The 14,204-nt window shown below is 58.3% G+C and carries 17 protein-coding genes; 14 read left to right on the top strand and 3 right to left on the bottom strand.

Annotated features, from left to right (window positions below):
* Both J7I84_RS13170 and J7I84_RS13165 read left to right on the top strand, forming a co-directional pair.
* Positions 1–168: IS3 family transposase (locus J7I84_RS13170; protein ID WP_396020066.1), on the top strand; the 168-nt coding region annotated here is incomplete at its 5' end.
* 344 nt (positions 169–512) lie between these two features.
* The gene (locus tag J7I84_RS13165; RefSeq protein ID WP_214944989.1) at positions 513–1,175 is read left to right on the top strand and encodes an isoprenylcysteine carboxylmethyltransferase family protein; all 663 of its coding nucleotides are present in this window, start codon (positions 513–515) and stop codon (positions 1,173–1,175) included.
* A gap of 141 nt (positions 1,176–1,316) precedes the next feature.
* Here J7I84_RS13165 and glmM read toward each other — a convergent pair whose 3' ends face one another.
* From glmM to rplM, 3 genes are all read right to left on the bottom strand, one after another.
* On the bottom strand, positions 1,317–2,678 hold the full coding sequence (glmM, locus tag J7I84_RS13160; RefSeq protein ID WP_214944988.1) for a phosphoglucosamine mutase: 1,362 nt from the start codon (positions 2,676–2,678) through the stop codon (positions 1,317–1,319).
* 178 nt (positions 2,679–2,856) lie between these two features.
* Positions 2,857–3,363 (bottom strand): 30S ribosomal protein S9, encoded by a 507-nt coding sequence (rpsI, locus tag J7I84_RS13155; protein ID WP_142117185.1) that lies wholly within the window; start codon positions 3,361–3,363, stop codon positions 2,857–2,859.
* Positions 3,364–3,401: 38 nt separating this feature from the next.
* Positions 3,402–3,845 (bottom strand): 50S ribosomal protein L13, encoded by a 444-nt coding sequence (gene rplM / locus J7I84_RS13150; protein ID WP_015937805.1) that lies wholly within the window; start codon positions 3,843–3,845, stop codon positions 3,402–3,404.
* Between the two features lie 295 nt (positions 3,846–4,140).
* On the opposite strand from rplM, the gene J7I84_RS13145 reads away from it, so the two are divergent.
* The 12 genes from J7I84_RS13145 (at position 4,141) to J7I84_RS13090 (ending at position 14,180) form a co-directional block, all read left to right on the top strand.
* Positions 4,141–4,806 carry a prepilin peptidase gene (locus tag J7I84_RS13145; RefSeq protein ID WP_214944987.1) on the top strand — a complete coding sequence of 222 codons (666 nt, stop codon included), beginning with the start codon at positions 4,141–4,143 and terminating at the stop codon, positions 4,804–4,806.
* 280 nt (positions 4,807–5,086) lie between these two features.
* On the top strand, positions 5,087–5,296 hold the full coding sequence (locus J7I84_RS13140) for a Flp family type IVb pilin (protein WP_251046554.1): 210 nt from the start codon (positions 5,087–5,089) through the stop codon (positions 5,294–5,296).
* Between the two features lie 106 nt (positions 5,297–5,402).
* Positions 5,403–5,810 (top strand): TadE/TadG family type IV pilus assembly protein, encoded by a 408-nt coding sequence (locus J7I84_RS13135; protein ID WP_214944986.1) that lies wholly within the window; start codon positions 5,403–5,405, stop codon positions 5,808–5,810.
* Complete coding sequence (locus J7I84_RS13130; RefSeq protein WP_214944985.1) at positions 5,798–6,841, top strand: pilus assembly protein TadG-related protein; 1,044 nt, start codon at positions 5,798–5,800, stop codon at positions 6,839–6,841. The genes J7I84_RS13135 and J7I84_RS13130 overlap by 13 nt, the downstream gene beginning before the upstream one ends.
* 52 nt (positions 6,842–6,893) lie before the next feature.
* Positions 6,894–7,670, top strand: a complete 777-nt coding sequence (locus J7I84_RS13125) for an RcpC/CpaB family pilus assembly protein (RefSeq protein WP_214944984.1) — start codon at positions 6,894–6,896, stop codon at positions 7,668–7,670.
* Positions 7,667–8,866 (top strand): AAA family ATPase, encoded by a 1,200-nt coding sequence (locus J7I84_RS13120; RefSeq protein WP_214944983.1) that lies wholly within the window; start codon positions 7,667–7,669, stop codon positions 8,864–8,866. Before J7I84_RS13125 ends, J7I84_RS13120 begins: the two co-directional genes overlap by 4 nt.
* Positions 8,863–10,338, top strand: a complete 1,476-nt coding sequence (locus J7I84_RS13115; protein WP_214944982.1) for a CpaF family protein — start codon at positions 8,863–8,865, stop codon at positions 10,336–10,338. Before J7I84_RS13120 ends, J7I84_RS13115 begins: the two co-directional genes overlap by 4 nt.
* Before the next feature lie 4 nt (positions 10,339–10,342).
* A complete protein-coding gene (locus tag J7I84_RS13110) occupies positions 10,343–11,284 on the top strand; it encodes a type II secretion system F family protein (RefSeq protein ID WP_214944981.1) in 942 nt (313 codons plus the stop codon).
* A gap of 9 nt (positions 11,285–11,293) precedes the next feature.
* Entirely contained in the window at positions 11,294–12,178 is an 885-nt protein-coding gene (locus tag J7I84_RS13105; RefSeq protein ID WP_214944980.1) for a type II secretion system F family protein, read from the top strand.
* Between the two features lie 264 nt (positions 12,179–12,442).
* On the top strand, positions 12,443–12,658 hold the full coding sequence (locus J7I84_RS13100) for a Flp family type IVb pilin (RefSeq protein ID WP_214944979.1): 216 nt from the start codon (positions 12,443–12,445) through the stop codon (positions 12,656–12,658).
* Positions 12,659–12,729: 71 nt separating this feature from the next.
* Positions 12,730–13,125, top strand: a complete 396-nt coding sequence (locus J7I84_RS13095) for a TadE/TadG family type IV pilus assembly protein (RefSeq protein ID WP_251046553.1) — start codon at positions 12,730–12,732, stop codon at positions 13,123–13,125.
* A complete protein-coding gene (locus J7I84_RS13090; protein ID WP_214944978.1) occupies positions 13,113–14,180 on the top strand; it encodes a Tad domain-containing protein in 1,068 nt (355 codons plus the stop codon). Before J7I84_RS13095 ends, J7I84_RS13090 begins: the two co-directional genes overlap by 13 nt.
* Positions 14,181–14,204: the final 24 nt, after the last annotated feature.

The following is a 14,204-nucleotide window of genomic DNA, read 5'->3' as shown; positions in this document are numbered from 1 at the left end:
AAAAACGTCCTGGACCGTCAGCCGTGGCTCAGCAGACAGGACCTCCGGCTGGCCATCACAACCTGGATCGAGAGGACCTACCACCGCCGGCGACGGCAAAGACGGCTGGGAAAACTCACGCCCATCGAATATGAAACAATCAACCGGATCGCGCTCACAGCGGCCTAAGACCCCGAGTCAACAAAAGCCGGGGCAGTCCCGCCCGTCTCCTTTGAGGAGGCGGGCCGCTTTTCTTGCTTCTAGTTTGAGGCCAGTTCGAGCGCTAGTTCGGTCCGGACAACGTGGGCCAGGTGTTCGGCGATGGACTGGGCGGTCTCTTCGTCTGCGGTCAAACGCCCTTGATGTTCTGAATATCTGCGGGAGCTTGGTCAGAACCGCTGGCAATTTATGGCAAGTTACACCCAATAATTCCCCGAGTCCTATTAGGCTCATTGCAACTGCCACCTCAACGGGGAGGCCGCGGAACTGTGACTGCAGATGTTGGGTCTGCAACTCTCTGGAAGGCTTTTTCGATGAAATTTCGCCAGCAGTTAAGGTCAATTGACATTGAACGGGTGATTCTGGTCCCGGTCATGGCGCTCTTGTTATTGTGGGCGGTCTCCGCACTATTCTCGGGTGTGAATGGCGATTCGGCTTCTGTGCCTGCCACCGCACTGCGCCTCACCTACCAAGTGTTGCTGACCGTTTTTTATATCCTGACTGTCTTCTTCCTTCTCACCAGGAAGCCTGCAAGTGCCCGGAGTGGAAGGATTGCTCCGACGGCCGCTGCCTACGTCGGGACCTTTCTGCCCTTCCTGTTCGCGTTTGCCGGTGGGTCGGAAGTATCTGAAGGATTTGCTTTGTTTGCGGTGGGGCTCATGGCCCTGGGAATGGTCTTCACTGTCTGGTCCCTGATGACGCTCGGTAAGAGTTTCGGCGTAGAGCCCCAGGTAAGAACGCTCGTGCAGCACGGCCCCTATCGGCTGATCCGCAATCCTCTCTACGTGGGAGAGATGGTGACTCTGACCGGCGCAGTGTGCTTCAGTCCCACATTGTTGAAGACGGCAATTCTTGTGGTGCTCGCCCTTCTTCAGGCCTACCGGGCCATGCAGGAGGAGCTGCTACTGGAGGAGAACTTGCCCGAATATGCCGCATACAAGCTACGAACTAAGCGATTTGTGCCCGGCCTGTTCTGACTATGCTGCTTGTGTTGCAGGCACCGCCTGCGGGGTGGGAGCTGACCGAAATCCGCGATTCCTAAGGGATTACGTGATGTACATCTACCAATCCAAAGTGGCCCGTCTCCCTTGGGAGGCGGGCCACTTTTCTTGCTGCGCCTAGTTTGAGGCCAGTTCGAGGGCAAGTTCCGTGCGGACCACCTGCGCGAGGTGTTCAGCGATGGACTGTGCGGTTTCTTCGTCAGCCGCCTCCACCATCACACGGACTACGGGCTCGGTGCCCGAGGGGCGGAGCAGGACGCGGCCGGTGTCACCCAGTGCGGCTTCCGCAGCTGCCACGGCCTGGGCCAGGACGTCGCTGCTGCCCACACGGCTCCGGTCAACGCCCTTGACATTAATGAGCACCTGCGGGAGCTTGGTCATCACCGTGGCGAGGTCCTTGAGCGGCTTTCCGGTCAGGGCCACCTGCGCGGCGAGCTGCAGTCCGGTGAGGAGGCCGTCGCCCGTGGTTGCATGGTCCGAAAAGATGACGTGGCCGGACTGTTCGCCACCAAGGTTGTAGCCGCCGTCGCGCATGGCTTCCAGGACGTACCGGTCCCCTACGGCGGTTTCCAGGATGGTGATGCCTGTTTCGCGGAGGGCGATCTTGAGGCCCAGGTTGCTCATGACGGTGGCCACAAGGACGTCGTCCTTGAGCTTGCCGGACTTCTTCAGCGCTACGGCGAGGATGGCCATGATCTGGTCGCCGTCCACCTCGTTGCCCTCGTGGTCAACGGCCAGGCAGCGGTCGGCGTCGCCGTCATGGGCGATGCCGAGGTTCGCACCGTACTTGATCACGGCCTCCTTGAGCGGGCCAAGGTGGGTGGAGCCCACGCCGTCGTTGATGTTCAGGCCGTCGGGATCGGCGCCGATGACTATGACGTCGGCGCCCGCGTCCTTGAAGAGCTGGGGCGAGCAGCCGCTGGCGGCACCGTTGGCGCAGTCCAGCACCACAGTGAGGCCGTCCAGTCGGTGTGGGAGGGTGCGGAGCAGGTGGACGATGTAGCGGTCCTCTGCGTCGGAGAAACGCTGGATGCGCCCGACGTCGGGGCCGGTGGGGCGGACGGCCTCCTTGCTCATCTGGGCCTCGATGGCATCCTCCACCTCGTCGGGCAGCTTCTGGCCGCCGCGGGCAAAGAACTTGATGCCGTTGTCCGGCGCCGGGTTGTGGGAGGCGGAGATCATGACGCCGAAATCGGCGTCCAGGTCTGCCACAAGGTAGGCGGCGGCGGGGGTGGGCAGAACGCCTGCGTCATACACGTCGATGCCTGAGCTGGAGAGGCCGGCTTCAACGGCAGCGGCGATGAATTCGCCGCTCGCACGCGGGTCGCGGGCCAGCACGGCGCGGGGCCGGGAGCCGTTGGAGTTGCGGTCGTGGCCAAGCACGACGGCGGCCGCCTGGGCCAGCTGCAGGGCCAGTTCTGCTGTCAGCAGGCCGTTGGCCAGCCCCCGGACACCATCAGTTCCAAATAATCTAGACACCGGTCAAGTGTAGAGGATGTGGTCGCCGCGGCTTTAAACGGCTGGCCAACGGCCTGTTCCATGCGCCTCTATGGGCGTCCAGCGAGAACACGAGGGTATACAGAAGTGAGCGGCGGTTCGCCTTAACGGCAGAAGCCCGCCCCACCAAACGGGGGGACGGGCTTCTACTTAAGCGGATTTAGCGCTTGGAGTACTGCTGAGCCTTACGGGCCTTCTTGAGACCGGCCTTCTTACGCTCGATGACGCGGGCGTCGCGGGACAGGTATCCGGCCTTCTTTAAGGTAGCGCGGTTGTTCTCGACGTCGATCTCGTTCAGGGAACGGGCGATGCCGAGGCGCAGGGCACCGGCCTGGCCGGAGATGCCGCCGCCATGGATGCGGGCGATAACGTCGTAGGCGCCTTCGAGATCAAGGATCTTGAAGGGCTCGTTGACGTCCTGCTGGTGCAGCTTATTCGGGAAGTAGTTGTCCAGCGCGCGGCCGTTAATTGTCCACTTGCCGGAGCCGGGCACAACGCGGACGCGTGCAACGGCTTCCTTGCGGCGGCCAACAGCCGCGCCGGCAACGGTCAGTGCCGGGCGCTCCTTCTTGGGAGCTGCAGCATCTGCTGCGGAGCTCTCAGAGGTGTAGCTGGTCAGGTTTTCCTCGGCCTCGACGACCTCGGTGGTCTCTTCGTTCTGAGCCACGATTCTCCTTGTATAGATAAGTTGTTTGGTGGCCAGGACTACTGGGCGACCTGGGTGATTTCGAAAGTCTTGGGCTGCTGGGCGGCGTGGGGGTGCTCAGCACCGCGGTACACCTTCAGCTTGCCGAGCTGCTGAGCAGCAAGGGAGTTCTTGGGGAGCATGCCCTTGATAGCCTTCTCAACGGCGCGGACCGGGTTGGATTCCAGCAGTTCCGCGTAGTTGACGGAGGTCAGGCCGCCCGGGTAGCCGGAGTGGCGGTATGCGCGCTTCTGCTCCAGCTTGGCGCCGGTCAGGGCTACCTTTTCAGCGTTGATGATGATGACAAAGTCGCCCATGTCCATGTGGGATGCGAAAGTGGCCTTGTGCTTGCCGCGCAGCAGGATTGCGGTCTGGCTTGCAAGACGACCAAGGACAACGTCGGTGGCGTCAATGACGTGCCACTGGCGGTTGATATCGCCGGGCTTCGGGGTGTACGTACGCACGGTGTTTGCCTCGTTCTTGTTCTGGCGTTCTTGTTTAGGTGTCGCTAGCTCGCGCACCTACTGTCTGCGCGCTACCGGAACAGAGGTGAGGGCTCCATGTAACCAGTCATCCTGAAGTTCCGAATGTGCACGTTGAGTAGTTATCCTGCAACCGGATTCTCAATCGGGCACGCACCATCGGAATAGGACACGCACAACGACTACCAAGATTAGCGCGTCAGGTGGTTCGGGGTCAAAATGAGGTAGCCGGAGGCGGTCTCAGCGCCTGCCGGCCTTACGGACGCAGGGGGTCGCGGTGGTTGCTGTGGGTAATGAGGGTTCTGCAGGGTGGCTTCTTGTCATTGGCGCGGGTCTCTTGGGTTTGACACTCTCCCCCATCGCGGAGCTCCTCATCGTCAAGCGGTTGACCAGACTAGGTGGGCGGTGCACCCTTCCCGTCCGGATAACGACCGCGACGCTCACCGGCGTCGCCTGCGCGGCCTTTGCGCTTCGGTTCGGAGCTACTTTGGGACTGCCGGCATTCCTATTCCTGGCAGTACTCGGCGTGCAGCTCGCCAGAATTGATATCTCGTTGCATCTCCTTCCAAATTCCCTGGTATTAATACTGCTCCTGGGTGGGTTTTTCTTGTTTTTGATGCCAGGGCTATTCAGTAAGCAGGCTGATGATACGCTCCGTGCGCTGCTCGGTGCCGTCATTTTGTTTGTTGGCTACCTAATTTTGGCATTGATTTCCCCCGGAAGCATCGGGATGGGCGACGTGAAGCTCGCAGCACCCGTAGGCCTTTACCTGGGGTACCTAGGTTGGAGCCAGCTGCTCTATGGGGGACTCCTCGGGTTCGTCCTGAACGGGGTAGTCACGGTGCTGATCCTTAGCCGAAAAGGGCGGGATAAAGCTTCAGAAGTAGCCCACGGGCCTTCGATGCTTGGCGCGGTCGTCGCCGCAGGCTTCTTCATTTTGTAGCTGCTTTCGGTGGCACTGCCGGTTCCTCTTCGGGCTCAAATGCGCCTCATAACCAAGTAGTAAAGCCTGGTACTCGCTTCTCTCTCCGAGTACTGCCGCAGTCTTTCGAGTACGTACTTTCTGTAGTCCCCAAAAAAGTCGAGTACCACTACGCATTGTTGCCCGGTACCCCCAAATGACAATCTCTTCTTAGCGAAGTCCAGCCGCTAAGGATTTATGGGGGCAGCTGGAAATTCGTTGAAATCAAACAAACCCATTTCACCGAATTAAGGAAATTACAATGACTTCTCTCATGGTCTCAATGACTGCTTTCATCGCCGGCATCAAGGATCGTCTCGCACCCGAAAAGGGCGCCACGATGGTGGAGTACGGCATCATGGTCGCTCTTATCGCTGTCGTCGTTCTTGCTGCCGTAGGTCCCCTTGGCACCACGATTCAGGGCTTGTTCAACGGAGTCACCACCTCGCTCGGTGGTACGCCCGCCCCGTAGGCGCCGTCGGCTGGCTTTGGGTACTCAAAGAGCACCCAAAGCCAGCCAATTTTCTCTTAGAAGAAAACTATAGGTTTATTTTGCGATGTAGGGCCGGGAGCGCGTTGTGAAACCGAAACGGAAAGAGCGCGGCGCGGTAGCCGTGGAGATGGCAATGATACTGCCGCTACTACTCCTAATAGTCATGGGAACTATCGAGTTTGGCCGTGTTTTCAATGTTCAGGTTTCAATGACTCAAGCTGCACGTGAGGGCGCACGTTATGCCGCGATCCACTACAAGGACGCTGGCCTGAATGTGACTGGCACCACCTTGGCGGCCGCTCCTTCGCTCTCCGGCCTTCCAGTAAGTGTCACGAACAATGCGAGCAGTTGCGGTGCTGGCAAAAACGTCACCGTTACCACGAGGGTCTCACTGACATCGCTTTCCGGATTCCTGGATGCCGGCTTTTTCGGGTCACCTGGGATCTTCCCAATGACCCTCACCGGAGTAGGAGTGATGAGATGCGGGGGTTGAAAAGCCTCAGAAGAAGGCAGGACCAAAGCTCTGATGACATGTCCGAGCATGGGGCAGCGAGTGTTCTTGTCGCGATCGTGTTGGTGGTTCTCTTGGGTTTCGCCGCACTCGCGGTTGACGTGGGTGCAATGTATGCCGAGAAAGCGCAGCTTCAAAACGGCGCAGATTCAGCCGCCCTGGCAATCGCCAACCAATGCGCAAATGGTCCGTGCGGCAACACGACAGATACCGGAAACCTTTTCGCGAACAGCAACGCTAACGACGGTACAAGCGGGGCCACGGTGACGTTTCCAAACTCAACCACCGTGCGCATCGTCACCAAAGCTCGCGCGGCTGGTTCCACGACTGACGGTTTTCCGCTGTTCTTCGCACGCGTGATGGGCATTAACAGCACAGAGATTGGTGCTACGGCGGAAGCTTCCTGGGGCGCCGTATCAGGGGCCACGTCCCTCCCCTGGACGATCAGTGACTGCGTGTTCAAAAGTTACCTAAGCGCATCTCAGCTGAGCGATTTCAATTCCACGGGTACGTTTACCGGCAGTCCAACGCCCACGCACATTCTTCTCCGTTATGACACTAATGCTCCCACCTACCCTGGTTGCGCGGCCCAGAACGGCTATGCACCAGGAGGTTTCGGCTGGCTCGACGCCGGCACCAACTGCTCAGCGACCGTAAATGCGGCAACATCCGTGGTCGGCGCCAAGCCAGGAATTTCCGTGCCAAGCGTCTGCTCGTCTCTGCCGTCGACTATCAAGGGCACGACTGTTTTGGTTCCAGTCTTTTCGTCGGCCGTATCACTCAACAACGGCAACAACACAAAGTACACGATCGTCGGCTTTCTAGCCTTTCACGTAACAGGCTATGCGTTCAGCGGCAACGTCACGGACCTGGATCCGGCTGCACCTTCGTGCACCGGCAACTGTCGCGGCATACAGGGCTATTTCACCCGCTTTGCGTCCCTTGCTGAAGGGCTGTCTACGAGTAGCGGGGTCAAGAACTACGGCGGTTCAGAGGTGTTCCTCAAGAACTAGAACCCGCCGCACCCGGCTAAATCGACGCAAACCCATTCAAAGGAGTACCACAGTGAAATCTCGCCTACTGGGAGGCATTGCAGCATTGGTGCTGGCAATCATTGGAACTGCCCTGTTGGTCGTCTATGTCCAAGGCGCCGACGCTAGAGCTGCACAGGGACTAAACCCCGTAAAAGTTCTCGTCATTAAGGATGCCGTCCCTGCCGGCACCAAGGTTGAAGACTTGGCCGGCAAGGTGAAGGTAGAAGAGCTTCCGCAGTCTGCCGTGCCGGCAGCCGCTCTGGAAAGCCTGGATGGCCAGACGGGACGCGTTACCGCATCCGCTCTGCAACCCGGCGAACAATTGCTTGCAGCAAAACTGGTGGATCCGAAAGAACTTGTTCCGGGGACCGTGCCGGTACCGGACGGAATGCAAGAAGTTACCTTTCTGTTGGCGCCTGAACGTATCCTCGGTGGCCGGCTCGAGGCTGGCGACGTGGTGACCGTCTTCAGCTCGTTCAAGACTGACGACAATATTCCCGCCGAGGCCAACGTGCCTGCTGAGATCAAAGGCTGGAAGCAATCGACTGGGCTGCTTTTTCACGACGTGCTTGTTACGGCCGTCCAACAGGCTGCACCAAATGACAGCAAGAACTCGCCCAACCCCTCGAGCGATTCCACAGTGGCGATGCCGAACGGTTCTGCCTTTGTAACGGTGGCCAGGAGCGACGCGGACGCCGCAAAGATGGTTTTCGGGGCCGAATACGGCACGCTCTGGCTCTCGAAGCAGACCGACAAGAGCACCAAGACGCAGCCGCCCGTGACGACCTTTGGTGGGCTGTACCGGTGAGTCGCTTCGTTGCCATAACAGGAGTACGCGACTTCGAGTCCCGGGTCCGTGAGTCCGTATCGACCGCTCTTCACGGCGACCTGGAAACACTCAGCCCTGCAATTCTGTCCGGCGGCCCGGAAGACGTATTCCGGCAGCTAACAGGAGCACCGCCTGAAGTTCTTATTCTTGGGCCAGGCGTCGGCGAAGAGGATGCGCTAAAACTCGCGACCGTCTTTGACCTCCAGTATCCGGAAATCAGCCTGCTCCTTGTTGCAGAGCCTTCACCAGAGTTGGTGCTCCGTGCAATGCACGCAGGCATTCGAGATGTATTGAAACCCGACATCGAGGTAAACGACTTACGCGTTTTACTAGAACGTGCGTGCCTGGCATCCGCCAGTCGTCGGCGTGGGATGTCGTTGCCCACAGACCCAGGGCAGGAACGCGGCAGGGTTATCGCCGTTATGTCGCCAAAGGGAGGAGTTGGCAAGACCACAGTCGCCACTAATCTCGCCGTTGGGTTGGGCAAAGTGGCGCCGATGAGCGTCGTCCTTGTCGATCTGGACCTGCAGTTCGGGGATGTTGCCTCAGGTTTGTTACTCGAGCCCGAGCACTCCATCACAGATGCCGTCCACGGAATTGCATCCCAAGACTCGATGGTCCTCAAGGCGTTTCTTACTGTCCATCCGGCCGGAATATACGCTCTTTGCGCCCCACGGACTCCCGCGGAAGCCGATTACATCACTGGCGAGCACGTGAGCCGGCTCCTCGAGCAATTGGCCAGCGAATTCAAATATGTTGTGGTGGATACCGCTCCAGGCCTGGGCGAGCATGTACTCGCAACTCTGGAGCAGGCAACCGACGGGGTTTGGGTATGTGGCATGGACGTTCCAAGTGTCCGTGGTTTACGGAAATGCTTTGGAGTGCTCAAAGAACTGCAGCTCATGCCGCAAGGAAGGCACACGATCCTCAACTTCGCCGACCGCAAAAGCGGACTTTCAGTCCAGGACGTGGAAGCTACCGTTGGCGTCCCTGTCGACACTGTCATCCCTCGCTCGCGGACCCTTCCATTTTCCACAAACCGCGGCATACCCGTCCTTCAGGGCTCAACAAGGGATTCCGCGGCCAAAGGGCTAAAGAAGCTCGTAGATCGGTTTGATCCGGAGTGGGTATCTTCTCCACGCACCAAGTTGCATCGAAGGGTGGTTGTGTCATGAAACTCTCAGATAGGCTCGCAGGCTCCCAAGGAAATTCCCGCAAACCAACTGCCAATACGCCCAACGTTCGAACTCTGTCTGAAATTTCGAGGACAGGCGCCGAGCCCGAAAGCACACCTTTTCCTGCAGTTGGTGGCCCTAGTTCTCCTGGTTCATCACTTGGCGGCAGTGTGGTGTCCCCGCCAGTTGATGCTCTTGCCGGACTAAAACAAAGAGCTGCCCTGGCACTATTCGACCGTCTGGGGACGCGTTTCGGCGACACATCTTCGTCCGACGAGGAGCTGCGAACCATAGCCGTCGATGAACTGTCGGCAGTCATCGACGACGAACAAGTGCCTCTTTCGCCCGAAGAACGTCGCAGGCTTATTCGCGAAATCGCAGACGAAGTGATGGGATACGGTCCCCTTCAGAAACTGCTCGAAGACCCGTCGGTGACGGAAATAATGGTCAACAAGTACGACCAGATATACATTGAGCGCAACGGCCAATTGAGCCTAACCGGATCACAATTCAGCTCGGACGACCATCTACGAAGAGTGATCGACCGAATCGTTTCGAGGGTGGGCCGGCGAATTGATGAATCCTCGCCGTTGGTGGATGCTCGGCTTGAGGACGGTTCGCGCGTCAATGCGATCATCCCTCCCCTGGCTGTCAACGGACCTTCTTTGACCATCAGGAAGTTCAGCCACGTACCTCTCACAGTCCGAAACCTCATCGAGTGGGGATCTCTGACACCGGAAATGGCCGAACTACTAAGCGCATGCGTACGCGCCCGCTTGAACGTCATCGTTTCGGGCGGAACGGGTACAGGCAAAACGACGCTCCTAAACGTACTTTCGTCGTTCATCCCCGAAGACGACCGCATCGTCACCATCGAGGACGCAGTGGAACTTCAGTTGCAGCAGGAGCACGTTGTCCGGCTGGAAAGCCGCCCTCCGAATATTGAAGGTAAAGGTGCTGTCGGGATCCGCGATCTTGTCCGTAACTCTCTTCGCATGCGCCCTGACCGAATCATCGTAGGTGAGGTCCGTGGCGGCGAGTCGCTGGACATGCTGCAGGCAATGAACACTGGCCACGACGGGTCCCTCTCCACGGTCCATGCAAACTCTCCACGAGATGCTATTGCTCGCTTGGAGACTCTGGTGCTCATGGCAGGTATGGATCTTCCGCTGAGAGCTATCCGCGAACAGGTTGCTTCGGCAGTTGACCTCATTATCCAGGTCACTCGCCTGCGTGATGGCAGCCGCAGAGTAACGCATGTCACTGAGGTTCAAGGTATGGAAGGTGAGATTGTTACCCTCCAGGACGCGTTTCTGTTCGACTACTCAGCGGGCGTTGACCAGCACGGCAGATTCCTAGGCAAACCGATCCCTACGGGCATCCGTCCCCGGTTCCTTGACCGGTTCTCTGAACTTGGTATAACTGTTTCCCCGTCCGTATTCGGGGCGGCAGTTGCGACCGGTAGGAGGTAGGTCGATGGACTCGCCATTGGTATTCATTGGCGCCATTAGCCTATGCTTCGGTGCGCTTTTTATCCTGGTGCTGGTTGTCCTCAGGCCACGCTATGCGGCTATTCCAATCGAACGCCGCAGGCCTGACGGACAGCCAGATCCGTCTACACTGTCAAGATTTTCCGAATCGGCGGCGAACGCGATGGGCGGTTTGATCGGTAAGTCCGGAGGGCCTTACAGCCGCGACTTGCTCTACAACGCAGGTGTCAAGATGACGCCCGCAGAGTTCAGCGCATTCGTGGCCGCAATGGCCATAGCTGTCGGGCTCCTGTCCAGCCTTCTCAGTAACCTCGCATTCGGAATATTGCTAGCGCTTGCGACCCCATTCGTGGCGCGGCTTGTACTAACAGTTCGAAGGGACAGGCGCCGGAGCAAATTCGACGCGCAACTGATAGGCACCATTCAAATGCTGATCGGCGGGTTGCGGGTTGGCCACAGCGTAATGCGGACAATTGAGGCTGCAGCAAACGAATCCGAAGCACCCACATCTGAGGAACTGTCCAGAATCGTTAACGAGACAAGAATCGGCAAAGATGCCAGGGAAGCCATCGACGACTCCGCCAGTCGTATGGACAGCGAAGACTTCCGATGGATTGGTCAGGCAATCCAAATCAATCGTGAGGTCGGGGGAGACCTTGCGGAAGTCCTGGAGCAGGTAGCCGGCACAATACGTGAGCGAAGCGAAATAAAGGGCCAGGTACGAGCACTAAGTGGGGAAGGAAAGATGTCCGCGTACATCCTTATGGCCTTGCCAGTCGGGGTCGCGTTCTTCGTCGGAATGATCAACCCGGGCTACTTGGATGTCCTTGTCCAGAAACCAATCGGCTGGTTCATGCTGGGCCTCAGCGCGCTGATGTTCATCATCGGCGGTTTCTGGATGAGCCGCATCGTCAAGATCAAGTTCTAAGGATCCAACATGACTCCAATTGTTTGGGTGATAATCGCCACGGTTATCCTTCCTCTCACCTATTTCGTGTGGTCCTGGGCCACGCTGGACCGAAAAGGGGCCCTCGCCGTCCGAGGAAACCTTGCTCGCGGCTTCAACACTGGAGGCCGCGACGCGGGACAGCAGGCTCCAATGCTCCTGGGAATATCAAAAAGACTTACGCCGGGCAGCTACGAATCCAAACTCGACCACTGGCTCTCGTTGGCAGGGCGGCCTGCCTCTATGCCTCTTGAGAAACTGATTGTCGCCAAACCCTTGCTCGCCCTTGCCGGTGCAGTCGTCGGAATACTACTCATCTCAAATAGCCCAACTTCGACCAACATTGCGGCCGGGCTATTTGCGACCGCCTTCCTATACTTTGTCCCGGATTTATTGGTCTACAACACGGCAGTCAAGAGACAGGAAGCAATAGAGCGTGAATTGCCCAACACTCTCGATCAGATGCTTATTTCTGTTGAAGCTGGGTTGGGTTTCGAATCGGCCATGGCCCGAGTGGCTTCTTACGGTGGCGGCCCATTGGCCCAGGAACTCACGAGGACCTTGCAGGATATCCAGGTAGGGCGACCCCGGCAGGAGGCCTATGAAGCCCTCGCAGCAAGATCGTCAGTTCAGGACCTCAAAGGTTTCGTTCGGGCTGTAGTACAAGCCGACAAGTATGGCATTGGTATAGCCAAGGTTCTACGCGCCCAGGCCAAAGACGCACGAGTTAAGCGCCGCCAGCGCGCCGAAGAAAAAGCCATGAAACTACCGGTCAAGGTCTTGTTCCCGCTGATCTTCTTCATCTTCCCTGTCCTGTTCATCGTTCTCCTCGGACCAGCAGCTATCAAAATCATCGAAGCCTTCAGTCACACCTGAGAGAACCACAAGCGCACCAATCGGTGCCACATAGACCGGACCCCCTCGGCACCCAGAACCGAGGGGGTCCTTTTTGTATGCATGAAGTTTCCGCAAAAGCCCAGCTTCAGCGCAGCAAAAACCAAGCAAAAGCGCAGGAAAAGCGCATGCTGTAAAGCGTTTGCACAGGATGTTGCAAGAACCGATCAAGCTGGCTAATTCCGTTGCTAGCTTCGTATCAGTGCTGGTGCTGGGCCAGCCAATCCGTCTCGCACAGGAGTCAAAATGCTTTCTCTCATCGCAACCCTTCAGACCCTCGGTTTCAACCTCAAGAACCGCCTCGCTGGCGAAAAGGGAGCAACCGCCGTTGAATACGGCATCATGGTTGGCCTCATTGCCGTAGCCATCATCGTTGCCGTCAGCACCTTGGGTGGCACACTCAACGACTTCTTCACGTCGATCAATGGGACGTTGGCCCCGAAGGTGCCAACTGCCGGCTAAGCACACCAAGGTCACATCCGGTTCCGAACCCCGTATCGGAATCGAACAACACAGTGCTCGGTAAAAGAGCGATGCAAGAGGAGGTGCAGCGGGTGAAAGGTGAATCGGAACGCGGCGCAGCCGCCGTCGAATTTGCCATTCTGCTGCCCCTCCTCTTGATGCTGGTGCTGGGAGTCATCGAGTTTGGCAGGGCGTACAACACTCAACTCACTCTCACGAATGCAGCGCGCGATGGCGTGCGTGTAATGGCGATTGGCAACAATCCAACGGCCGCCGCAACTGCAGTCCAAACCGCTGCCGCTTCCATAAGCACCACCATCCCCGCATCCGCCGTTACCGTCAGCCCCACAGTGTGCAGCACGGGCGTTCAAGTTACAGTTACCGTCAATTACACGCTTTCCAGCATTACCGGAATTGCCGGTCCGTTCGCCATGACGGGCAAGGGAGTCATGCTTTGCGGCGGCTGAAGACCATAACGCCAACAGGAAAATCCGCGGATGAGCGTGGCGCCATTTCGGTGATCATTGCGATTCTCCTGGTGGTTCTGCTTGGGTTTGCGGCAATCGCCATCGACGTTGGGGTGTTGTACTCAGAGCATTCGCAGCTTCAAAATGGTGCCGACGCAGCCGCTATCGGGATGGCCCAGAAGTGCGCCCGCAACGCCACAGATACGTTATGCACCACACCGACTTTGGCCGCAACGCTCGCGAACCAAAATGCTCTGGACGGCAGCAGCAACGTACGTTCCGTTGCGCTGGACACGCTTGGTCGCAAGGTAACGGTGTTTACAACGGCAGCGGAAAAGGGCGCACCCCCCGATTCTGTCTCTCTCTTTTTCGCCGACGTGCTGGGAATTCCGACGGCGAAGGTCGGAGCAAGCGCGTCCGCTCTCTGGGGTAGTCCCAACAAAGGGCCTACAGCGTTTCCGCTGGCTTTCTCCGTATGCCAGGTCCAGAACATGGTGGACCAAGGCCTGCAGGTACTTCAGAATAAGGACAGCAAATCCGCGAACCCTGGCTGCACCCTTCCTTCCGGAGGGACTGTTCCGGGAGGCTTCGGCTGGCTGGCCCAGGATTCCGGCAAGTGCGGAGCCAGTATCGATTTGAGCGTCGACAAAGGCGGCAGCGACCCGACAAGCACCAAAACGGGCAACAGTGCCCCCAGCAACTGCGAGGGCACACTCAACGGCTGGGCCGCCGACATCACAGCTGGACGCAAAGCTGTCGTGCTCCTACCGGTTTTCGACAGAGTCACCGGCACTGGCGCTGGCGCCGTCTATCACTTAACAGCCTTCGCCGCCTTCAACATTGTCGGCTGGAAGTTCAGCGGACAGGACAACACCACTCCCTACTCGTTCAACAACACCGCGCCGAAGGCTTCGGGCTCCACTGCTACAGCCTCATGCACAGGCGATTGCCGCGGCATCATCGGACAATTCGTGACGTACGTTTCGCTAGCCGATGGCTACATCCTGGGCCCCGTTAGTCCTTACGGGGCCACAATAGTCCGTCCGTCGCTCTGATCCAGCCAACAACACTACGGAGTC

Origin of the sequence: Arthrobacter sp. ISL-85 (genome assembly GCF_018613675.1) — a bacterium.
In the GTDB taxonomy this organism is placed as follows: domain Bacteria; phylum Actinomycetota; class Actinomycetes; order Actinomycetales; family Micrococcaceae; genus Arthrobacter.
Note: the sequence above shows the minus strand (reverse complement) of the source record. Positions and strands in the feature narration are given on the sequence as shown.